At 34.2% G+C, this 22536-nt stretch carries 25 protein-coding genes; 16 read left to right on the forward strand and 9 right to left on the reverse strand.

All coding sequences use genetic code 11. The features are described from left to right. Positions 1-218 precede the first annotated feature (218 nt). The gene (locus ACHRWY_RS13960; RefSeq protein WP_395355419.1) at positions 219-608 is read left to right on the forward strand and encodes a helix-turn-helix domain-containing protein; all 390 of its coding nucleotides are present in this window, start codon (positions 219-221) and stop codon (positions 606-608) included. Between the two features lie 73 nt (positions 609-681). Further along, positions 682-1080 carry a helix-turn-helix domain-containing protein gene (locus tag ACHRWY_RS13965; RefSeq protein WP_395355421.1) on the forward strand — a complete coding sequence of 133 codons (399 nt, stop codon included), beginning with the start codon at positions 682-684 and terminating at the stop codon, positions 1078-1080. Between the two features lie 89 nt (positions 1081-1169). Here ACHRWY_RS13965 and ACHRWY_RS13970 read toward each other — a convergent pair whose 3' ends face one another. Both ACHRWY_RS13970 and ACHRWY_RS13975 read right to left on the reverse strand, forming a co-directional pair. Next, positions 1170-1874 carry a hypothetical protein gene (locus ACHRWY_RS13970; RefSeq protein ID WP_395355424.1) on the reverse strand — a complete coding sequence of 235 codons (705 nt, stop codon included), beginning with the start codon at positions 1872-1874 and terminating at the stop codon, positions 1170-1172. Between the two features lie 2 nt (positions 1875-1876). After that, entirely contained in the window at positions 1877-2863 is a 987-nt protein-coding gene (locus ACHRWY_RS13975; protein ID WP_395355425.1) for a hypothetical protein, read from the reverse strand. 490 nt (positions 2864-3353) lie between these two features. Here ACHRWY_RS13975 and ACHRWY_RS13980 point away from each other — a divergent pair, with 490 nt between their 5' ends. From ACHRWY_RS13980 to ACHRWY_RS14015, 8 genes are all read left to right on the forward strand, one after another. After that, the gene (locus ACHRWY_RS13980) at positions 3354-3854 is read left to right on the forward strand and encodes a tetratricopeptide repeat protein (RefSeq protein WP_395355426.1); all 501 of its coding nucleotides are present in this window, start codon (positions 3354-3356) and stop codon (positions 3852-3854) included. Between the two features lie 133 nt (positions 3855-3987). Then, on the forward strand, positions 3988-4950 hold the full coding sequence (locus ACHRWY_RS13985) for an ion channel (protein WP_395355428.1): 963 nt from the start codon (positions 3988-3990) through the stop codon (positions 4948-4950). A 72-nt stretch (positions 4951-5022) separates the two neighbouring features. Next, positions 5023-5922 carry a MerR family transcriptional regulator gene (locus ACHRWY_RS13990; protein ID WP_395355429.1) on the forward strand — a complete coding sequence of 300 codons (900 nt, stop codon included), beginning with the start codon at positions 5023-5025 and terminating at the stop codon, positions 5920-5922. A gap of 37 nt (positions 5923-5959) precedes the next feature. Further along, positions 5960-7426, forward strand: a complete 1467-nt coding sequence (locus ACHRWY_RS13995; protein ID WP_395355431.1) for a phytoene desaturase family protein — start codon at positions 5960-5962, stop codon at positions 7424-7426. A gap of 3 nt (positions 7427-7429) precedes the next feature. Further along, on the forward strand, positions 7430-8269 hold the full coding sequence (locus ACHRWY_RS14000) for a phytoene/squalene synthase family protein (RefSeq protein ID WP_395355433.1): 840 nt from the start codon (positions 7430-7432) through the stop codon (positions 8267-8269). A 206-nt stretch (positions 8270-8475) separates the two neighbouring features. Then, positions 8476-8916: a carotene hydroxylase gene (locus ACHRWY_RS14005; RefSeq protein ID WP_395355435.1), complete on the forward strand. Its 441-nt coding sequence runs from the start codon at positions 8476-8478 to the stop codon at positions 8914-8916. A 139-nt stretch (positions 8917-9055) separates the two neighbouring features. Next, the gene (locus ACHRWY_RS14010; protein WP_395355436.1) at positions 9056-9517 is read left to right on the forward strand and encodes a hypothetical protein; all 462 of its coding nucleotides are present in this window, start codon (positions 9056-9058) and stop codon (positions 9515-9517) included. A gap of 177 nt (positions 9518-9694) precedes the next feature. Next, on the forward strand, positions 9695-10987 hold the full coding sequence (locus ACHRWY_RS14015) for a cryptochrome/photolyase family protein (protein WP_395355437.1): 1293 nt from the start codon (positions 9695-9697) through the stop codon (positions 10985-10987). A 355-nt stretch (positions 10988-11342) separates the two neighbouring features. Here ACHRWY_RS14015 and ACHRWY_RS14020 read toward each other — a convergent pair whose 3' ends face one another. Further along, positions 11343-12647, reverse strand: coding sequence for an ABC1 kinase family protein (locus ACHRWY_RS14020; RefSeq protein ID WP_395355439.1), 1305 nt, complete (start codon positions 12645-12647; stop codon positions 11343-11345). Next, complete coding sequence (locus ACHRWY_RS14025) at positions 12644-13306, reverse strand: TetR family transcriptional regulator C-terminal domain-containing protein (protein WP_395355441.1); 663 nt, start codon at positions 13304-13306, stop codon at positions 12644-12646. Before ACHRWY_RS14025 ends, ACHRWY_RS14020 begins: the two co-directional genes overlap by 4 nt. Before the next feature lie 98 nt (positions 13307-13404). Here ACHRWY_RS14025 and ACHRWY_RS14030 point away from each other — a divergent pair, with 98 nt between their 5' ends. Beyond that, positions 13405-14316, forward strand: coding sequence for a TIGR01777 family oxidoreductase (locus ACHRWY_RS14030; protein WP_395355443.1), 912 nt, complete (start codon positions 13405-13407; stop codon positions 14314-14316). Positions 14317-14319: 3 nt separating this feature from the next. Here ACHRWY_RS14030 and ACHRWY_RS14035 read toward each other — a convergent pair whose 3' ends face one another. The 5 genes from ACHRWY_RS14035 to rmuC all read right to left on the reverse strand — a co-directional run bounded on the left by ACHRWY_RS14035 (position 14320) and on the right by rmuC (position 17875). Beyond that, the gene (locus ACHRWY_RS14035; RefSeq protein ID WP_395355444.1) at positions 14320-14889 is read right to left on the reverse strand and encodes a YceI family protein; all 570 of its coding nucleotides are present in this window, start codon (positions 14887-14889) and stop codon (positions 14320-14322) included. Positions 14890-15152: 263 nt separating this feature from the next. Beyond that, the gene (locus ACHRWY_RS14040; protein ID WP_395355446.1) at positions 15153-15548 is read right to left on the reverse strand and encodes a VOC family protein; all 396 of its coding nucleotides are present in this window, start codon (positions 15546-15548) and stop codon (positions 15153-15155) included. A gap of 29 nt (positions 15549-15577) precedes the next feature. Then, on the reverse strand, positions 15578-16126 hold the full coding sequence (locus ACHRWY_RS14045) for an acyl-CoA thioesterase (RefSeq protein WP_395355448.1): 549 nt from the start codon (positions 16124-16126) through the stop codon (positions 15578-15580). 2 nt (positions 16127-16128) lie between these two features. Further along, positions 16129-16494 carry a 6-phosphogluconate dehydrogenase gene (locus ACHRWY_RS14050; protein ID WP_395355450.1) on the reverse strand — a complete coding sequence of 122 codons (366 nt, stop codon included), beginning with the start codon at positions 16492-16494 and terminating at the stop codon, positions 16129-16131. A 7-nt stretch (positions 16495-16501) separates the two neighbouring features. Next, positions 16502-17875 (reverse strand): DNA recombination protein RmuC, encoded by a 1374-nt coding sequence (rmuC, locus tag ACHRWY_RS14055; protein ID WP_395355747.1) that lies wholly within the window; start codon positions 17873-17875, stop codon positions 16502-16504. A 178-nt stretch (positions 17876-18053) separates the two neighbouring features. Between rmuC and ACHRWY_RS14060 the strand changes: the two genes are divergently transcribed. The 5 genes from ACHRWY_RS14060 (at position 18054) to ACHRWY_RS14080 (ending at position 22522) form a co-directional block, all read left to right on the forward strand. Further along, positions 18054-18941: a protease complex subunit PrcB family protein gene (locus ACHRWY_RS14060; RefSeq protein ID WP_395355452.1), complete on the forward strand. Its 888-nt coding sequence runs from the start codon at positions 18054-18056 to the stop codon at positions 18939-18941. A gap of 9 nt (positions 18942-18950) precedes the next feature. Continuing rightward, entirely contained in the window at positions 18951-19352 is a 402-nt protein-coding gene (locus tag ACHRWY_RS14065) for a hypothetical protein (RefSeq protein ID WP_395355454.1), read from the forward strand. A 126-nt stretch (positions 19353-19478) separates the two neighbouring features. Next, positions 19479-19955 carry an RNA polymerase sigma factor gene (locus ACHRWY_RS14070; RefSeq protein ID WP_395355749.1) on the forward strand — a complete coding sequence of 159 codons (477 nt, stop codon included), beginning with the start codon at positions 19479-19481 and terminating at the stop codon, positions 19953-19955. Beyond that, a complete protein-coding gene (locus ACHRWY_RS14075) occupies positions 19952-21949 on the forward strand; it encodes a hypothetical protein (RefSeq protein ID WP_395355456.1) in 1998 nt (665 codons plus the stop codon). The genes ACHRWY_RS14070 and ACHRWY_RS14075 overlap by 4 nt, the downstream gene beginning before the upstream one ends. A gap of 51 nt (positions 21950-22000) precedes the next feature. After that, positions 22001-22522: a MepB family protein gene (locus ACHRWY_RS14080; RefSeq protein ID WP_395355458.1), complete on the forward strand. Its 522-nt coding sequence runs from the start codon at positions 22001-22003 to the stop codon at positions 22520-22522. Positions 22523-22536: the final 14 nt, after the last annotated feature.

Below are 22536 nucleotides of genomic sequence, written 5' to 3' on the forward strand. Positions count from 1 at the left end.
GATACCTTCTTTTAGTAATGAACACGCTAAAACAAGTAAAAAGGCATTTTCTACCGTTATGATAATTTTAGTTTTTCAATCACTTCGTGTCCGAAAAATTGTATTTTTGGTAAACAAAACAAGTAGATGTTTTTTGGGCAATCTTTTTTCTTGTATCATACCTTGTAAAGATGTTTTTTACATTTTGCCTGATAACACTTAATTATTACCTTTGAAATATGAGCACACTATCAAAACCAAGTCACATAGGGCGAAAAATTAGCCGTATTCGTGAACTAAGAGACATGAAGCAAGAAGCTTTAGCACAAGCTTTGGGAACAAACCAACAAGCTATTTCTGCCATGGAAAATAGTGAAACTTTAGACGAAGAAAAGCTTATTCAAGTAGCCAAAGCGCTTGGTGTAAGTGTAGAAGGCATTAAAAACTTTTCAGAAGAAGCAGTTTTAAATATTATTGGCAATACATTAAGTGATAACAGTGTAATTAATGGAAACGCATACAACTGCAACTTCAATTCGCTTGATAAAGTGATAGAACTTTACGAGCGTTTGGTTCAGGTTGAAAAAGATAAAACAGAGTATCTGGAAAAATTATTAAAAGGTAAATAATCCTATTTATTTATGTCATAAATATAGAAATGCTTTTGCATTACTAGTACTACATTAATTATTACTTTTGAATATGAGCACACTATCAAAACCAAATCATATAGGGCGAAAAATTAGCCGTATTCGTGAACTAAGAGACATGAAGCAAGAAGCTTTAGCACAAGCATTGGGAACAAATCAACAAGCTATTTCTGCTATGGAAAATAGTGAAACTTTAGACGAAGAAAAGCTTATTCAAGTAGCCAAAGCGCTTGGCGTAAGTGTAGAAGGCATTAAAAACTTTTCAGAAGAAGCGGTTTTAAATATTATTGGAAATACCATTAATAATCATGATAATGCTTCAATGAATTCAAATGTTCAATATCAACCCACTTTCAACCCGCTTGATAAAGTGATAGAACTTTACGAGCGTTTGGTTCAGGTTGAAAAAGATAAAACAGAGTATCTGGAAAAATTATTAAAAGGCAAATAACCTTTTATAAAATATATCAAAACAAAAAAGAGGTTCTCGCGAGAGACCTCTTTTTTGGTTGTAGTATAATTCAGTCCGATTATAATCTTTCAATCCTGTTTAAATGATTTTAAAGTTCCGTCGTCATTAAATTGTATAGAATATCTTTCCCTGTTTCCATTAATATTCGTCGGATACCATTGCATCTTATTATCCCAAATAGAAACATAGGCACTGGTTAGGGGTTTTGCGCCTTCTACTTCTTCTGCCTTCTTATTATAAATAGCAGTGACCCTGGCAACATTTGCAAATTTGATTTTGTTAAGCGGCACCAAACGCTTTTTAACATCATCCCTAACAGATAGCTGAAGCGGCTTGGGCTCAGACCATTTCCCGTCTTTGTAATCGTAAATATCAACGTATTTAGGGTTTTCGGGATGCTGAAGCATCACATTGATGAGTCCGTCATTATAAAAATAAAGCGTCGAGTAAATAAAAATCTCTTTTCCGGCATATTGAGGCAATTTTCTCAAAGCTTCTTCTGCTTTTTCTAATGCCGCAGTATCAGTTAAAAAACTGACATCTTTACCGTCCGTATGCGTATGGGCATAAGTTACGGAATGCGTCTCGAGTGCTGTTTTTATAATTTGCTGAACATCAACCTGTGTATTTACCACAGGTTCCGGATTAGGTTTTTGTGTTGTTGTACTTACCAGCGTATCCTGAGGTTTAAATGTCTCCTCAATACTTTTAGAAACCTGCTCACAACTTAAAAAAAGCTGACACGCTATTAGTATTATAATCAATTTTCTCATGGTTAGTCTATAGTATTTAAATCACCGGCAAAGGCAATTTGATTCGGATTTTCGGGCAAATAAAAAATTTCTATTTGTTCTTGTTTGGTGATATCCAATTCAAGAAGTCCAATCACTTTTTTCAGGCTATTGCGATGAACATGATGTTTATTGTCCGTATATTCGAGTTCAAAACGAATTTCCGGCTGCTCATTAATATAAGTTCCGGTTTGGCTTGCCCTAATCAATTTAGCCCAGGTCTTTACTCCTTTAAACTTAATCAACGATGAGCCACCATTTAGCCCTGTAAGTTTAGTATAAATGAATTTTAAAAGATATCTGAAAAACAAAAGTACCATTGGACACACCATCAACGGATGACCAAAACTCATAAAACGCCAGCCCATACCATAACTTTCGGTTTGGTACGAATAGACATAATAGCCCAGTACTGCAGCAACAAATAGCAACCAGACCAATAGTATAAGCGTTACTTTTACGATATCGATTCCCACTTCGGTAGTGGCAATAACAAAATGCGGTGCTTCTTTTGCCTCTCTGTTCAGTACTAAAGTTAATTTTTTTCCAACTTCAAAACGACGTTGATGCGGTTTTGCATCGGTTATAGTGGTTTTACTGGTGATTTCTGTATCGGCAAGATTTTTAAACGACAATTCAAGTTCGTACGTATTGAGTTTTGCATTAGGTTTTGACGTTTTTACAGCGCTTAAAATTTTGGCTTCGCGCGATACCCCTTTTGTTTTTAGTCTTTCTATATTTCTTTTTGAAATAAAAATTTGAAGAATCCATTTGCGGAAATAACCAATTAAAACAATTAGCCATAACCCCACTGATACAGAAACTAAAATTAAAGCCAGCCACGGATCTTTGTCTTTTAATGTAGTGACATCAAATTCACTATTGACAGAATAATAGATTAACATAGGAAAAGGAATCGCAAAAAACAGCATATAAAGTGCGCCGAAAGTAAAAGCAAAATATTTTCTCATTCCTTTTTAATTATAGAGGTTGCTAATTAAAACGTTTTTCTAACTGATAATGATCAAAACAGGTATTCTACATTTAGAGATAACGGAATCATTATAAGATTGTTGTATGTCCTCATACTACTCAAATTTACACAAAATAGTATAGCCGAAAAAAAAATACTGTAAAATTCAATTCTAAAAAATACTTCCATTTTATAATTAATTTAAAAAGCAGATCCCTAACAAAAGAGAAACAGTTTGTAATTAAAAAGAAGTTTTCCTTTTCATTTTTCAGGATAAATCAGTTCTTAACATGTCGAGTAGAAGTATTTTGGCTTACAAAGCCATAAACAAAATAAGTACAGCTTTTTTTTCATTATTTTTTTTGATAGCAATAACTTTTTTTATTTCCTAACCATTATTTCACAAAACAGTCTCCCTTATAAATCAAAACTTTCTTAAATTCGTTTCAGAATTAATTAACCTACTAACCTAAATCCCAAATTGGTTTATGAAACATTTATTAGTGCTATCACTTCTTATGATCACCTGCTCTACATGGGCACAATCTGCAACCGGCTATTTTGACAAAGCCATAAAAAAAGCCGAAGCCGGCAACACAAAAGGCGCCATCGCCGATTACACAAAAGCCATCAGCATGAACAGTAAGTTTGTTGAAGCCTACCAAAATCGCGGTGTTGCAAAACTAAAGCTAAACGATTTAAAAGGTGCTCTTGCCGACTTTAGCAAAACCATCGAATTAGACAGTATGAATGCCGATGCGTTTACCGGAAGAGCAAACGTAAATTACAAATTACTAAACCTTAAGGAAACAGTCGAAGATTGCACTTCGTCCCTGGGTTTAAACCCTAAAGATTATATTGCGTACAACCTGCGTGGCTTGGCATATAACAAATTAGGGGATAAAAATAATTCCTGTAAAGACTTCTCTAAGGCAATAGAATTAGGCAGTCAGAGCGCTATTAAAAACAAAGCGACTTTTTGCAAATAAAAGTAATCTCAAATTCCCCAATACAAAAGCAATCTGTAAAACAACTTTTTTACAGATTGCTTTTTTTATTCAAAATATTGGCTCAGTTTCATCTAAAAGTTATGCTTACATTTGCCCTTTAATCCAAACTTTAATGGCACTTCTAAAAAAGATAAACCACAGAGCCCGAACTGATCAAAATTCAGGTTTTGGAACCAATGCAAACAGTTACGGAGGAAGATTTGTAAACAAAGACGGAACTCCCAATATCGAAAAAAGAGGCATGCATTTCTTTCGTCGTATTAGTTGGTATCATACGATGATCGATATGCCCAATTGGAAATTCATGTCGATTTTATTTATTTTTTATATCGTTCTCAACTTTATTTTTGCTGTTGTTTATTATGCTATCGGGATTGAACATCTGGACGGAATCGAACAGTCTCAAAGTATTTTAACCCAATTTGGTCAGGCGTACTTTTTTAGCGCGCAAACCTTTACAACTGTTGGCTACGGACATATTAGTCCAACCGGTTTTTTAACCAGTGCGCTCTCAGCCGCAGAAGCTTTAATTGGTTTATTGAGTTTTGCTATTGCAACAGGGTTGTTTTTTGGAAGATTTAGCAAACCGACAGCCTTTTTAAAGTTTTCTCATAATGCCTTAATTTCGCCCTACGGAGAGGGAACTGCCTTAACAGTGCGGCTAGTACCTTTTAAAAACACCAATTTTACCGATGCCAATGCCAAAGTAACTCTGGGAATGAGCGTAGAAGAAAATGGCACGATGACCAACAAATTTTATTCCCTACCCCTGGAATTGGACCATATCAATGCTTTATCGTTAAGCTGGACATTGGTACACCCCATTACCGAAGACAGTCCCTTATATAATATGAACGAAGAAGACTTTAGGAAAAACCACGGCGAAATTTTAGTATTTATTACCACTTTTGATGATCTTTTTAGCAATACAGTCGCAGCGAGAACGTCTTATACTTTTAATGAAATTATCTACGGGGCAAAGTTCGAAATCATGTACAACCGCAGTAAAGATGGTACTAAAACGATTTTACATTTAGACAAATTAAATAACTTCTCCAATAGCAAATTCAATTAATTCATCAATTTTAAGAAAATTTTAAGATAAATAACGGATTTTATTTTATTTTTGTCCACCAAATAACCAGAAATGATCAACAACATCAAAACCGTTTTCAGTATAAAAGACCTTGAAAACCTGTCAGGAATAAAAGCGCATACCATTCGCATCTGGGAAAAAAGATACAACATTCTCGAACCCATGCGAACTGATACTAACATCAGACTTTATAACCTGCAAAATTTACAAAAGCTTTTAAACATCACATTATTACACGAATACGGTTATAAAATTTCTAAAATCGCTACTTATCCCGAAGAGAAAATCCCGGAATTAGTTCGTGAAATTATTTCAAAGAAAAATTCTCAGAATTACGCTATTACTTCATTTAAGATGGCCATGATGAATTTTGATCAGGAAATATTCTTTAACACCTTTGACTGGCTTATTTCAGAGAAATCATTTAAAGAAGTTTTCAAAGACCACTTTCTCCCCTTATTAAAAGAACTGGGTTTATTATGGCAATCTGAAACCATAACCCCGGCAAATGAGCATTTTATGAGTCATTTGATCAAACAAAAAATTCTAATTTATACCGAAAGCCTTCAGATACTAAAGCCTACCAAAACCAATAGGATTTTTGTGCTTTCATTGCCTTTAAATGAAATTCATAAAATAGGACTGCTTTATCTGCAATATGAAATTTTATTAAAGGGGTACAAAACCATTTATCTGGGCGAAAGCATGCCAATCGAAAATCTACAGGATTTAACCAAACATTTTGAGAACATTACCTTTGTTTCCTTCATGACCGTTCAGCCAGATCGCTCTGTGATAAACCAATACGTTAAATCGATGGGACAAAAATTACTTCAAAAAAACAACGAGATTTGGTTAATGGGTAATATGGTCGAACACATAGACAGCAAAATTTTATCAGACAGAATACGTATTTTCGATTCGATGGAAGAAACAATCAGTATGCTATAATATTTTTGTTTAAAGTTTTTGTATATTTGTTAAACAAATGAAAAAAACTGTCGCCATAATAGGATCAGGCTTCTCTGCTTTAGCCGCCTCATGTTACCTCGCACAACAAGGCAACACCGTAACTGTCTACGAAAAAAATGACACTATAGGCGGTCGTGCCAGACAATTTAAAAAAGAAGGTTTTACCTTTGATATGGGACCAAGCTGGTATTGGATGCCCGATGTTTTTGAACGCTTTTTTCAGGATTTCAACAAAAAAACATCCCATTATTACGAACTTATAAAACTGAACCCTGCTTACAGGGTTTATTTTGGAGTAGATGATTTTATTTCGATTGATGACAATCTGGAAGAGATAAAAAACACTTTTGAAAATATCGAAAAAGGAAGCGGCCCTAAACTGGAAGCTTTTATTAAACAAGCCAAAAGCAATTATGATATTGCGATAAAAGAACTGGTTTACCGTCCCGGAGTTTCGCCACTTGAATTAATCACACCTGAAACCACTTTAAAACTCAATCAGTTTTTTAGCACGGTTAGTCACGATATCCGAAAGAAATTCAAAAATGAAAGGCTTATTCAGATTCTTGAATTTCCTGTTCTCTTTCTGGGAGCAAAACCAACTAAAACGCCCTCTTTTTACAATTTTATGAATTACGCCGATTTTGGCCTGGGAACATGGCATCCTAAAACAGGAATGTTTGATGTTGTTCGGGGTATCGAAAACTTGGCTTTAGAGTTAGGCGTGACCATTAAAACCAATTCTGCTATTGAAAAAATAATCGTTGAAAACAAAACCGCAACCGGAATTGTAATGGACGGAAAAACAATCCATGCCGATATCGTTTTAAGTGGTGCCGATTATCATCATAGCGAAACTTTACTGGATCATGAACATCGTGCCTATTCTGAGAAATATTGGTCAAGTCGGGTTTTCGCACCTTCTTCGCTCCTGTTTTTTGTGGGATTCGATAAAAAAATTGAAAATATTTCGCATCACGCCTTGTTTTTTGATGTTGATTTTAACCAGCATGCTGCCGATATTTACGATAATCCAAAATGGCCCGATGCTCCTTTATTTTATGCCAATTTTCCATCAAAAACAGATGAAACAGCAGCCCCGAAAGGAATGGAAAGCGGATTTTTCCTCATTCCCCTGGCCCCCGGAATAGAGGACAGCGAAGAGCTTAGGGAAGAATATTTTGCAAAAATCATGACCCGGTTTGAACTCCTTACAGGGCAAAATATTAAAAATAACATTATATTTAAGAGATCATTTTGCAAAAATGATTTTGTAACCGATTATAATGCTTACAAAGGAAATGCGTACGGAATGGCGAATACGTTATTACAAACCGCTTTTTTAAGGCCAAAACTAAAGAGTAAAAAAGTTCGTAATTTATATTTTACCGGACAATTAACTGTTCCCGGCCCAGGTGTTCCGCCTGCTTTAATTTCAGGAAAATTAGTAGCTGAGTTAATTCAAAAATCTTTTAGATCTTAAAAAATGAAATCACTATTCGACACCGTTTCTTTCAAATGTAGCAAATTGGTTACCCAACACTACAGCACATCCTTTTCGTTGGCGGTTAAGATGCTGTCACCAAGCATTCGCGAAGCGATTTACAGTATATATGGATTCGTTCGTTTTGCTGATGAAATTGTCGATTCATTTCATGAGTATGACAAAGAAAACCTCATCAACGATTTCGAAAAAGAATATTATAAAGCTGTTGAAGCAGGAATTAGCTTAAATCCGATTCTTAACTCTTTTCAGCATACCGTAAAACAATATAACATTACAGATGATTTAGTTCAGGCATTTTTAAAAAGCATGAAACTGGATCTGATCAAATCAACATACAGCTCACAAACTGAATATGAAGATTATATTTACGGTTCTGCCGATGTTGTAGGTTTAATGTGCCTGAAGGTTTTCGTAAAAGGAAACGATCAAAAATACGAGCAGCTCAAAAATGAGGCAATGCGTTTAGGATCAGCTTTTCAGAAAGTAAATTTCCTTAGAGATCTAAAAGATGACAATCTGGTTTTAAACCGAAATTATTTTCCCGGAGTCGATTTGAACTCTTTTGATGAAAATGCCAAAACCACCATTATCGACGAGATCGAAGAAGATTTCAGAATCGCATATCAGGGAATCGTAAAACTGCCTATAGAAGCGCAATTTGGGGTTTACACTGCTTACATCTATTACAAAAAACTGCTCAAAAAACTAAAAAACACACCGTATTATGAAATTGGAAGCTCGCGAATCAGAGTTTCTAATTACACAAAAGCAGGGCTTTTAGCGCAATCTTTTGTAACTTACAAATTAAAATTAGTGTAGGATCCATTTCCAGCACACAGAAACATAAAATTGCTAATTGGAGTAAAAGTCAAAAATAAAATAACAAATCATTTTCACATAGCTATGTGTATTTCAACAAGTGAAACACCTCTTTTTAAAGCGAACAAAAATCATGTCTCTATGTGTTTAAATAGTCTTCACCATAAAAATCCAGGCTTATTCTTCAACAATTCAAAATATACAAAATGATTTCTTTCTTAATCTTTTTAGGCGTTTTTCTCTTCATGGAATGCGTTACCTGGCTTACCCACAAATACATCATGCACGGACTCATGTGGTATTTCCACGCTGATCATCACCAGCCCAGGTACGAAGATACCTTTGAGCGCAACGATATTTTCTTTGTCATTTTTGCCATTCCCAGTATCGTGCTGTTTTACTTTGGTGTTCAGGGCGGATTCAATTATTTGTTTTTCATCGCTTGCGGAGTGACTACTTATGGTGCGTGTTACTTTTTAATTCATGATGTTTTAATTCATCAGCGGTTTAAATGGTTTAAAAACACTAAAAATAAATACCTGATTGGTTTACGGAAAGCACATAAAATTCATCACAAACATCTGGGAAAAGAAGATGGAGAATGTTTTGGAATGTTATTCGTACCTTTTAAATATTATAAAATGTAACATCTTTTGGGCGTTACCCAAGGGTCGGGTCTTTCGTTCCTGCTTTTTTGTATCAGGCAAAAAAAGCCTCACACAAAAAGAGCTCCACTACAACCCCTAACGCAAACGTATTCAGGAATCCTCTGTAATAACTGATTTTATGAAAGTATATAAATTAGAAACCGTACAACATATAAACGCCAGTATCGAAGAATGTTGGGACTTTTTTTCGAGTCCAAAAAATCTTCAGACGATAACACTAGACGATATGAGTTTCGAAATTCAGGATTTTGATGGCAAACGCATGTATCCCGGACAAGTGATTACCTATACATTAAAACCGCTTTTAGGAATTAAAATCAACTGGATGACGATCATTACCGTTTCTCAGGAAAATCAATATTTCGTAGACGAACAACGTTTTGGACCTTATGCATTGTGGCATCACAAACACTTTTTTGAACCCACAGAAACCGGTACAAAAATGACCGATGTCGTCCATTATGCCTTACCATTTGGGTTTTTAGGCCAATTTGCCAATAAAATAATGGTCCGAAATAAACTAAAATCAATTTTTGAGTATCGGCACAACAAAATTGAAGAATTATTCAATTTAAAATAATTTTTTGACCACAAGATTTCACAGATTAACACAGATTATAATTCTTTACCCTATTTTCTCACGCAGATTTTACAGATTTTATTTTTTGATTATAATTGAAAAAAAAATCCGGATGTATCTGCTTAAATCTGCAAAATCTGCGTGAAAGAAAAAAGATAAAGCAGCATCCCTCTTACAATGACAAAACAAAAAGTTACTTTTTTCTGGTTTCGACGTGATTTACGTCTGGATGATAATATTGGATTATTCAATGCCCTACAAGCTGATTTTCCCGTAATTCCACTATTTATTTTTGATCATGACATCTTAGAAAATCTTCCTGAAAAGGATGCAAGAGTTACCTTTATATACGATTCGCTTCAAAAAACAAACCAGGAACTCACTACAATTGGTTCTTCCCTCTTAATTAAAAAAGGAAATACGGCTGAGGTTTGGAAATCCTTACTTGAGGAATTCGACATTCACCAAATCTTCTTTAATAAAGATTATGAGCCTTTTGCTATTGAACGCGATCTGGCTATTCAGGAAATCATCACAAAAAATAACATTGAATCCTTTTCATTTAAAGATCATGTGATCTTTGAAGAAAAAGAAATCACCAAAGCTGACGGACTTCCGTACACGATATACACGCCCTACAAAAATAAGTGGCTGGAAAAATATCATCTTTCGGGAGTTATAGAAACGGATACGACCCCTTTCTATCACAATTTTGCTAAAAACCAATTCAGCTTCCCGGAATTATCCGAAATTGGTTTTGAAAGAAGCTCAATAAAAGTGCTTCCTCATAACCTAACCCAAATTGGCAATTATAAGGAAACCCGCGATTTTCCTGCTTTAGACAGTACTTCATATTTATCTCCGCACTTACGTTTTGGAACGGTAAGCATTCGGAAATTAGTAAATTGGGCCAACAAGAAAAACCAGACTTTTTTGAGTGAGTTAATCTGGAGAGAATTTTTTATTCAAATCTTGTTTAGTTTTCCAAATTGTGTCAATCATAATTTCAAGTCGGCTTATGATGGAATTCAATGGCGAAATAACGAAGACGACTTTAAGCGTTGGTGTTCCGGAACTACAGGTTATCCCATGGTCGATGCCGGAATGCGCCAGCTTAATGAAACAGGTTATATGCACAATCGCGTGCGAATGGTTGTCGCCAGTTTTTTATGTAAGCACTTATTGATCAGCTGGCAATGGGGCGAAGCTTATTTTGCTGAAAAATTGTTGGATTTCGAGCTGGCATCAAACGTTGGAAACTGGCAATGGGCAGCAGGAACAGGTTGTGATGCTGCACCTTATTTCAGGGTTTTCAATCCGGAAATTCAACAAAAGAAATTTGACGAAAAAGGAATCTACATCCGTAAATGGATTCCTGAATTTGATTTAGGCTACAACGAACCCATGATTGATCATGCTTTTGCCAGAGATCGCGCAATTGCGACTTATAAGGCGGGGATTTTGAGGTAATCTTTTGGCTTTAGGTTTCAAGATTTTTTTTTAGCATTTTAAAAAACAGTCTTATCATTCTGACGAAGAAAGGATCATACTAGTAGCACTACAAAGTTTGGAGTTTTTCTTCTCAGAGTTTCTTATGTGATCCTTTCTTCGTCAGGATGACATACTTTATGGCTGCTTTATAAATAATTCCAAATTTAAATTGGTCCCGATAAAAAAACCTTTATCAAAGTTAAAACTCTGACAAAGGTTTTTTCATATCCCACTTTGTGTATTGTAAAAACGAAACCCCGGGCCCTGATAAAAGCGATATCCTTTTGTGACGGGGTTCGCCGCAAAAGATATCGTAGATAGCAGGAAATAGTTCCTAATATTTTTTATAATTATCGACAACAATTTTCGCTTTCAGATCAAACATTAAATTATACAAACCAAAGAAAGTACGGTTCATGTAAATAAAATGCTTAGACCCTCTATTTCCGTTCATTTTTCTTAGATTGGTATCGTTTGAGAAACGTTCTCCCAGTTTAGCGATGCTTTCAAAAAAAGTTTCATCGGCAAAATCGAAATCTTCTTCCTGAAAAGGTTTTGTAAAAAGGGATAACAAATCATGAAACATCTCTGTAAAATATTCAATTTCTGAAGGCGAATCTTCGGGACGAAGAATTTCTAATTCGAATAGTTTTTCATTGAAACGCGCTTTATCCGTAATGACATTTTTATTAATTAACTCAAAATACGGCACATAAAATTCTTCAGGAATTTGTTTCATACATCCAAAATCCAAAGCAATTAAATGGTTCTCGTCATCCACCAGAAAATTTCCGGGATGCGGATCAGCGTGCACTTTTCGAAGTACGTGAATTTGGTACATATAAAAATCCCAAAGTGCCTGACCTATTTTGTTGCTCGCTTCACGATCTGTATTTTTAGCGGTAAACTCTGAAAGATGAATCCCCGTCATCCAATCCATAGTAATGATTTTCTCTGAAGAAAACTCAGGATAATAACCCGGAAAAAGTATGTTTTCGATTTTGCTACAGGCCTCTACTACTTCCTGGCTTTGTTTTAGTTCTAATAGATAATTAGTTTCTTCGATGAGCTTGTCTTCGACTTCTTTAAAATATTTATCAGAATCTTTTCCCTGCAAATTAAACATTCTGATGGCAATGGGTTTTACCAAAGCCAAATCTGATGAAATACTATTGGCAACACCCGGATACTGAATTTTAACCGCTAGTTTTTTGCCGTCTTTTTTAGCCAGATGCACCTGACCAATACTTGCCGCATTCACTGAATTAGCGTTGAATTCGTCAAAGATTTCATAAGGCGTCTTGCCAAAATTAGTTTTAAACGTTTTTAACACCAACGGTGCCGAAAGTGGCGGAACAGAAAACTGTGACAATGAAAATTTCTCTACATACGCCTGCGGCAAAAAGTTTTTATCCATACTTAACATTTGGGCCACTTTAAGCGCGCTTCCTTTCAGGCTTTTAAGGCCATCATAAATATCCTCGGCATTATTCTCATTGAGTTTATCACGGGTCAAATCAGGATTCACTATTTTTTCAGCATAATGCTTTACGTAGTTTACTCCTATTTTTGCACCGGTTTGTACCAATTTACTGGCTCTTTCTATTTTCGATGTTGGTATATAATCGATTGTTTTCATTGTTTGCTGTATATTTTTTCTTTAAACAGAAATTTTCCAAAATCTATAAGATGATTGATGGGTTCAACATTCATTAACTGAAAGGATGCATTTACCGATTTTTCGATAAAAATATCTGTTTTCTCAAATGCTGCCGAAGCATCATCTTTCCAGAATTTTATGGTCATCAACAATTGCAGCCATGCACTTTCCTGAATGGCTTTTTCCTGGAATTTTTGAAGTTTTTCCTGCTCCAGTCTGTAATCATCTGTCAGGATTTCAGAAACATATTCTTTGAAAGCTTCGCGAAGCGTGGTTAGTTGCACTAAATTTCTAAGAGGGTTTCTGTCAAATTTCAACGCTTGCAAAACATAACTTCTGTTGGCTGTTAAAAGCTCAAAAAATGTAAAGTAAAAACTTAGCATTTTGTTTTTCATATCGTATTCTTGGTACTCTGCATTTTTTTGCAACAGATCAATTGTATTGACAAAAAACAATCTGAATATTTCTTTTTCTAAACCTTCTAATGTTCCAAAAAAAGCATAAAACTCGGATTCTGAAAAATCATTTTCTTTTGCAAAATGATAAACCGACTTTGGTTTTTGTCCTTTATCAAGAACTTCTTCCATATATATTGAAACAATTTCATCTCTTGTAATAGTCTTTTTTTTCGTTGCCATTTTATTAAAATTTAGAATTTGCCTTAAAGGTAAGCAATGTTTAAGTATCTTTACTTTGCCTTAAACAATATGCACTGTTAAATATATTATAAACTATCATGGCAAAAAATGTTTTACTAACCGGAGGCACCGGATTTATAGGCAGCTATTTAACCGATGTACTAATTGACAATGGTTTTACAGTATCAATCTTAAGTCGTTCTGCAAGAGAAAACACCTCACTGATCACTTACTATAAGTGGAATTTAAAAAGCAATTATATCAATGAAGAAGCTGTTCTGCAAGCTGATTACATCATTCATTTAGCAGGCGAAGGTATTGTTGAAAAAAGATGGAGTAAAAGACGCAAGAAAGCCATTTTAGAAAGCCGTGTACAACCCATCGATCTTATAGGCTCTATTTTAAAAAAGAACAATAAAAAATTAGATGCTTTTATTTCAGCCTCGGCTATTGGAATTTACGGCGCTGTTACCAGTCATAAAATCTGCACCGAAGATACTGCTCCTGCAAATGATTTTTTAGGATCAACCTGCCAGCAATGGGAAAAGGCTGTTGATGCTATTGGAACATTAGGAATTAGAACTGTAAAGGTAAGGACCGGAATTGTATTTGGTAAAAATGAAGGCTTTCTTAAAAAAGTTGCTCCCAGTTTTAAGGCTGGTTTTGGCGCCGTTTTAGGAACAGGCAAACAATACTTACCCTGGATACATGTTGAAGATTTATGTGCAATTTATTTAAAGGCGGTTACAGCCCCGGATTTAGAAGGCCCTTACAACGCCTGTATTACAGATAACACTACCAATTCAAGATTCTCCAGAACTTTAGCTAATTTATTTGGATATGCCATCTGGCTTCCTAAAATCCCGCCTTTTGTTTTAAGAATTATTTTGGGCGAAATGAGTGTAGCAGTTCTTGAAGGACAAAGGGTTTCATCAGAAAAAATACAAAAAACAGGTTTAGAATTTCAAATTACAGACTTAGAAAAAGCACTTGTAAGCTGTCTCGATTAAACTTTATTTTAAAGTCAGGTACATTATCTCTTCGCTTCGCACTACTCCAACTAAATTAGTATTGGCTGTTGTCGAAATTTTACTGGCCACAACACTGGGTATTGCAATATTAAAATCTGAAACTAAAATTGGGTAGTTACACGTAATTTGTATTCCCTGAGGCACTCTTTTTATTAAAGCTTTGAAATCAATAATTTTTGATTTTCCATGAAGGTAAAGTTTTCCCGTGACATCATATTCTTTTTCAACACCATCAACATTTTTAAGATCAAACTTTTCAATTTTGCCTTTAAAAACGGATTTGGGATATCGGTGACTTTCTAAATAATTTTCATTAAAATGAGTTTCCATTAAATCCATTTTAAAATGAAAATCTTTTATAAAAACAGTACAGACAAGCGTACTGGTTAAAGGTTCCAGAACAATCGTTCCAAGCTTATTTACCGCTTTTACCTCTTCAAAAAAAGGTACAGAAGCTTCAAAATTTACAATGGCCGTGCTGGTTTTAAATTTATCCTGAGCCAGTATAGAAAATGCGGTAAAAAATAAAATTAATACAGTAATTTTTTTCATAATCGTCAACAATTAACAATTATGTCATTCACTTTTTTTTACTTTAAGAAGAGAAGAAAAACTGGACTTAATAATTAGCCTAAAAAAAGGAATGGCAATACTCCGTGAAAAAGTGATAACCAAATGTTTCTACTTAAAGTTACGAAATATTAGCGCTTTTAGTTCCTTCTTTTATGCTAAATATTTGTGAATGTTTTTATTTGTAAAAAGTATTCAAAAGATCTAAAAAAAGCTGTCTTTTACATTCAGGTGGATATGATTTTTTACCCTTGTACTTCTGTACAAATCTCAATTAAAAAGCCATCTAAATCTCTCACATAAGCTACAATTTGTCCCCAGGGTTTTTGTGTGGGTTCTTTTACCAATACAGCTCCAAAAGAAGTTGCTTTTTGTACCAGTTCACCAACCTGATCTGTTATAAAACCTAACTCGATTGCAAAAGGCTTATCTTCTAAATTGCTTTCGATAAAACCTTCTTTTAAATTTTGAGCTGCTAATTTTTTGGAAGCAAACGAAATAGTCGTTTCGCCGGTGCTCAATTCGCCATAATCATTTTCGGGCGTTACAAATTTTCTTGAAAACCCAAACGTGTTTTCATAAAAAACTATAGCCTTTTCTACATCTTCAACATATAAAATTGTATATCCGAACTTTACCATTTTTAGTTATTTTTAATTGGATGATTATTTTACCTGATTTCCAAAAGAACATTGTATTTATCTAAACTCGCCAGATCTTCAATAGAATTCACATTAGCCAGTTTTTCATGTTCTTCTACTTCTTTTTTTAATTCAATGTGTTTAATGCCTTTTCTAAAACGGCGCACTTCATCCAGATTCGATAAAATAAGTCCGGGAACCGGAACGCTCTTACCTTCTTTGTCTTTTGCTACCATCGTGAAATAAGACGAATTACAGTGTTTTACGGCACCTGTCTGAATATTTTCTGCCTCGACACGAATACCTACAATCATAGAACTTCTGCCTACATAATTTACAGAAGCTTTCATGGTAACAAGTTCACCAACTTCTATTGGTTTTAAAAAGTTCACTGTATCCACAGAAGCTGTTACACAATAGTTTCCGCTAAATTTTGATGCTGATGCAAAAGCAATCTGATCGAGCAGCTGTAAAATGTAACCTCCATGAATTTTGCCACTAAAATTGGTATGCGATGGTAACATCAATTCTGAAATACTTATTTTGGATGATGAAACCGGTTTAAAATCTGCAGTCATAATTATTTATATTTAAAAGGGGAATTTTCTTTTTGAACAGCGGTGATAAAAAAATGAGAATCTCCCCACCAGCTAAAGGTTCTGTATCGTTCAACATAAGTCAGCTTAACATATTGCCCCTGCAAATCGTTTAGCTGATCAATAACTTTTTTATCGCTGTCTAAAACCGAAAAACTAAAAATTTGTGACCCGGAAACGCCCTGGCTCAGTTCTCCTTCCCAGGTTTTCATCATTACTCCCTTATGACTCATTCTGATTAATTCGCCGGAACGATATCCTTCACTGTAAGGAACGTAATAGATGAATAAAAAATAAGCCGATAAACTTAAGACACTAATTGCGGCAATTATGATTAAAACTTTTTTCATTTAATTTTTAATTTAAAGATTGATTCTCGTCTGTATTTGATGCTCTTGCGATAATATTTTCCGGAAGTGACTTTTTAGCCTTGGCTCCCATTTTCTTTAATTTTTCGACACTCGATATTAAATTCCCTCTGCCGTCTACAAGTTTGCTCATGGCATTTTCATATTCGGTTTTTGTATCTTTAATTTTATTTCCAATTCGAACCAGATCGGTAACAAATCCTTCAAATTTATCATATAATGCTCCGGCTTGCCTGGCAATTTCAAAGGCATTTTCCTGTTGCTTCTGATTGGTCCACATACTGTCAATTGTGCGTAAAGTTGCTAACAAGGTAGTTGGGGTAACAATAACAATATTGCGATCGAATGCTTTATTATACAAAGTAGAGTCTTCGTTTAACGCAATGGCAAAGGCGGGTTCTATGGGAATAAAAAGCAATACAAAATCAGGGCTCTCGATTTGATATAAGTCATGATAGTTTTTACTGCCCAGCTGCTCGACATGCCTTTTAATTGAGTTAACATGTTCTCTCAGAAAATCAATTTTAAGAATATCCGATTCTTCATTGATCCATCTTTCATACGCTACTAATGAAACTTTTGAGTCCACAATCATTTTTTTGCCATCTGGCAAATTGATCACCACATCCGGCAAAACTCTGTTTCCTTCATTATTGGTAAAACTTTGTTGCACTTCATATTCGCGTCCTTTTTCCAGACCTGACTTTTCAAGAACGCGTTCTAAAACCAGCTCGCCCCAATTCCCCTGCATTTTACTGTCTCCTTTTAAGGCTTTGGTCAGGTTTAGGGTTTCTTTGCTCATTTGGGCATTCATTTCGCTTAAACCAACAATCTGCTGACGTAATGCTGCATGATAATCGATACTTTCTTTGTGTGTTTGTTCGACTTTTTGCTCAAAGCCCTGAATTTTATCCTGTAGGGGCAGCAGGATATTTTTCATGTTTTCGCTATTTTGCTCGGTAAATTTAGCCGACTTTTCTTCGAGGATTTTATTGGCTAAATTTTCAAACTCTTTGGTAAACTTTTCCTGCAACTCGTTGATCTCGTTTTTTTGTTCTTTATGGCGTTCCCATAAATTTTCAAAATCTACTTCTTTTTTAGAAAGCTGAATCGCCAGACTGTCTTTCTCTGTCCTGATATTTTCTTTTTCTGTATGTATTAAAGAAAGTTGTTTTTCGAAATTTTTTCTTTCGATTTCAAACTGCTCTTTTTGCAATTGGAATTGATTGGAGTTTGCATTCAGTCGCTCCTCCAGACTTACTTTTTCTGACTGAAACCTGGCCGAAAACAATAATTTCCCCATGTAAACCCCTAAAAATAGTGCTACAACAAAAGCGGACAAATACGGAAGAATATCCATCATATTACATTTTTTTAATGAAGTAAAAATAAGCAATAAGACGTAGTTCATAATTTTAAATAGCACTTTTTTCAGAATTAAAACTCATTCTAAACCAAATCAAACATTAAAAAAAATATTTTTTCACGCAACCATTTCATAAAGACGCTATCTACTAAATATAACCTATTAAAAATTTATCATGAAAAAATTAATGTTAAGCTTGTTTATAGCTTTTGGATTTAGTGCCTGCTCTCTTAATAATGACGATTTAAAGGTAGATTGCGGAGCCAGCCAAGACAAAACTTTTACAGGATTTCCACTTTTATGCTCATACAGCGTTAACACTTTACCTACGAATCCAGCCGCAGTTTTAGTAGGTTCTGATGAAAAAATGAAATCGTTATTTACCAAACATGAAAATAGCTGTCCTAACAGTACAGATACTCCTATCGATTTTTCTAAAGATATTTTAGTTGGTATTTTTGCCGGTTTAAAAACAACAAACGGATACTCTATTAAAATTACCACGATTGAAGAAAATAAATGTGAAATTTTAATTAACTATTACGAAAAAGCACCTCAGGCTGGGGAAACTATTGTTTCTGCCCCAAGTTATCCTTCAGATTTTATTTTAATTCCAAGAACCTCAAAAGCAATTCTTTTTAATAAGGTTTCAGAAACTACTGTTAACATCAATAATAATATCGTAATAGGAAGTTTCAATAAACAATGTACTACTGCCGATTGCCAAAAATTCTTTCAAATTAATGATTTCAACATTTTAAAATTCCAAAATGTGGTTGCCGGCGGTTATGATTTTAATCAGTACAGATATACTGCAACGACTCAAAAAGGTGATTATACACTTTTTCTAAAAAATGTTCCTACTGAAATTTTAAACTTAAAAGGACAAACTAAAACCTACGGAACACCGGATGCAGTTGACCACGGTGGTGTATATTTTGAACTTCGCCAGGGTATTACGGTAACTAAAGTTTTTATCGATAATACAGATACTGCTGATCAAAGTACGGAAGTGAAAATTTTCAAAAAAGCGATTCAGGACAAAATCACAAGTCTTAAATAAAATCAAATCATGAAAAAACAATTCTTATTACTTATTGTGGTGTCTTGCCTTTTTTCAACGGCTTATTCACTGGAATCTACCACTATGAACTCAGGTTCTATAGTCAACACCTGGATTTGGGAGAAATCAATTGGAGGATCAAATAATCCTTACACAGCAACCCCAAAAACTATTGGATTTAATAAAAAAGTAGTTTTTACACCAAACGGAAGAGTGATCACTTACAAAAATGATATTGAAATTAGAAATAGTACGTATCAAATAGAAAAAGGCATTGGTTTTTCAGATCAGACAGAACATGACTTAATTACCTTTGAAGGCAAGACTTATATCATAGAAAACCTTGACAATCAAAACCTAACAATTGTAAGCAACTGTCAGGATGCAGCTCGTACTATTTTTAAAAGGTAGTTTTATAAGCTTATAAAAACTATTTTTGCAAAACTAACCAACACCACATTTTTGAAAGACGATTTAGAAAAGTACATCAAGCTGTGCATAAAAAATGACAGAGAGGGGCAACTGAAAATTTATCAGTTGTTCTCTCCTGTTTTATATGGTATCTGCTTAAAGTATATGAAAAATGAAGACGATGCCAAAGATGTATTTCAGGAAGCATTTGTTATCGTTTTTCAAAAAATCGGCCAATACAAATTTGAAGGAAGCTTCGAAGGCTGGCTAAAGCGTATTTTTATTAATAAACTAATTGAAACTCTAAATAAAAAGAAAAAAGAAAGTTTTTTTCTGGATGTTTTTGATCCGGATACTGATTTTATCGAAGAAGAGGAATTAGATATTGTTCCAATAGAGCAAGAAAAATTGCTTGAATATATTCGGGATTTACCCGATCAATACCGGACAGTTTTCAACTTGTATGTTTTTGAAAAAATGAAACATAAGGAAATAGCCGAATTATTAAAAATCTCTGAAGGAACATCAAAATCAAATTTAAACAGGGCCAAGCACATTTTGCAAAAAAAGATATTGAGTATAAAAAATTTTAAAATAGCATGAAAAAGCAAAATATAGAAGATATTTTTTCATCAATGGAAAACTTTTCGAGTGTTCCGCCTCCTGAGCTATGGGGTCAGATTGAAGAAAAACTAGACAAGCCTAAAAAGAAAAAGAGAGCTATTCTTTGGTGGTCAGCTGCTGCATGCTTATTATTAGGTTTAATGCTCCCTTCTGTTTTACATTTTAATTCTACTTCAGGCATCAAAACTAAACATAATGGTAGTGCCGGAAATAATAATGTAGTTCTCGATACTAAAAAAGACAATGTAAATTCAAATACAACAATTCCGATTCAGGAAAACAATATTAATAAGGTTACCGTAGCGAATTCATCAAATGATACTGAGAATAACACTTCTGTAAAAAATAACGCAAATCCAGCGGATCGTGGTCAAAAAAACCAGGAAACAGTGGTTGCTCAGGCTGGTGCTGAAACAAAAACGAATTCTGATGGTTTAAATTCAAAATCAAATGGTAAACAAAACAATCTAAATCCTGCCGGAACTGAAAAAACGGTTGCGTCAGCAAAAGACAATACTGTCAATTCAAACAAATCGAATACCTTAAATTCAGGTTTAAAAAATCAGGTTTTAAGTACTGATAAAAAAGCCGTGAATCAAAATGTAGTCGAAAAAACTTTCAATACAGCCAATACAAACGGATTTAATTCTAATTTAAAAAGCCCTGCGTTAAATACTGATAAAAAAGCTTCGAATCAAAGTGTAGCCGAAAAAACTTTTAATACCGCCAATACAAACGGATTTAATTCTAATTTAAAAAGCCCTGCGTTAAATACTGATAAAAAAGCTTCGAATCAAAGTGTAGCCGAAAAAACATTCAATGCAACCAACACAAACAGTTTTAATTCTAATTTAAAAAATCCGGTTTTAAGTGCCGATAAAAAAGCAGCTAATAAAATTTTGGCCGAAAAAACTTTTAGTGCTGGTAAAACAAATGCTTTCAGTTCAAATACAACGAATCAATTACCAAATACTGTTTTTGAAAATCAACTGAATTCTAAAAACCCTGGCGCTCTGGCTTCTAATGGCTCAAATCCATTTTTAAATGAAAATGCAAACGGGAACGTAAGAGGGCTCAATGAAGGTACATTAAAACAAAAGAACGAAACTATATTGCCTAGTAAAGAACTTACCAGCAATTCAAAATTTACTACCGTTTTAAGTAAGCAAGACTCTGTACAGCTGGCCGAACTTCAAAATTTAGAAAAAGGCATTATTAGCCCGGAAGGAAAAAAAGAGCGTGAGGATAAAAAGGTGTCCAAAGGCGAAAAATGGGCCGTTGAAGTTTTTGCCGGAGTGGCAAGTTCTGAAAATTATAAAAATGACAAAACTTTTGGCAACACAAACGACTCGAAACAAAGTAGCACTTATGGTGTAAAAACAAAATATAAAATCAACAAAAAATGGGCAGTTGGATCTGGTCTTAAAATTAATGAATTGGGGCAGAGCGTTGCAAACGTTTCTTATTTAAGTGCAAAAACCAGTTCTTTTTTAGTTTCCAGTGATTATTTTAACCAAAATGCTTCAGCATTAGCGGCACCAATTACATCAAATGACAGCTATGCATTTGTTCCTCTTAATACTGCAAACGCACTAAAGCAAAATGGGATACAAAGCAGTAACATAGAAAGTGGAAATCTGGATCAGAGTTTACGATATATCGAAATGCCTTTGGAAGTTTCTTATTCTATTTTTAACAGAAATAAAGCAAGTATCAATTTAAATACCGGTGGTTTTATAGGCAAGCTGATTTCTAATAATGTGGCTATAGATGGCAATTATATTGGTCAGAATGTAAATGCAAACGATTATGTTTATGGTTCTACATTAAGTAGTACTTTACAATATCGAGTTTATAAGAAAACAAATGTTTTTGTTGAACCGGCAATGAATTACTACATCAATCCGTTAAACAATCAGTCTTTCAATCAGTTTCAATGGGGATTAAATTTTGGGTTAAACGTTTCTTTTTAAGGTTTTTTTTGTGCTAATTTTACAAAAATATCTTCTAAGAAATCACACTAAATGACTATTAAAAATAATTGGAATAGTATAGAATTATTACCAAAGGATCTTATTATTGCAAAAGAGCTCGTTTATGATCATTGCAATTTTGATGGTACGCAACCTCAGCCTGAACCAGAAAGTGCAGAATACGATGCCTATCGCTTTGATCTGAACGAAAAGCGAATTTGTTACAGGATGGCAAAAATAACACCAACCAAAACAGGCCAGTTTGTAACTTTATGGAAACGCAATGCAACCGGAATCATTGAACCTTTTGATTTTTCGGACTCCATTGATTTTGTGATTATAAGTGTTCGCAAGGACAATTTGTTTGGACAATTTGTTTTTCCTAAAATCCTTTTATTAGAGAAAGGAATATTTTCTACTTTAACAAAAGAAGGAAAAAGGGCTACAAGAGTTTATCCTCCCTGGGATGAAACTACAAACAAACAAGCTCAAAAAACACAGCAATGGCAGTTACATTATTTCTATAAAATAATGCCTGACGCAGATTTAACCAAATTCAAAACACTTCTCTAAAATTTTAAACATAA

Source organism: Flavobacterium sp. FlaQc-48 (assembly GCF_044007335.1).
Taxonomy (GTDB): domain Bacteria; phylum Bacteroidota; class Bacteroidia; order Flavobacteriales; family Flavobacteriaceae; genus Flavobacterium.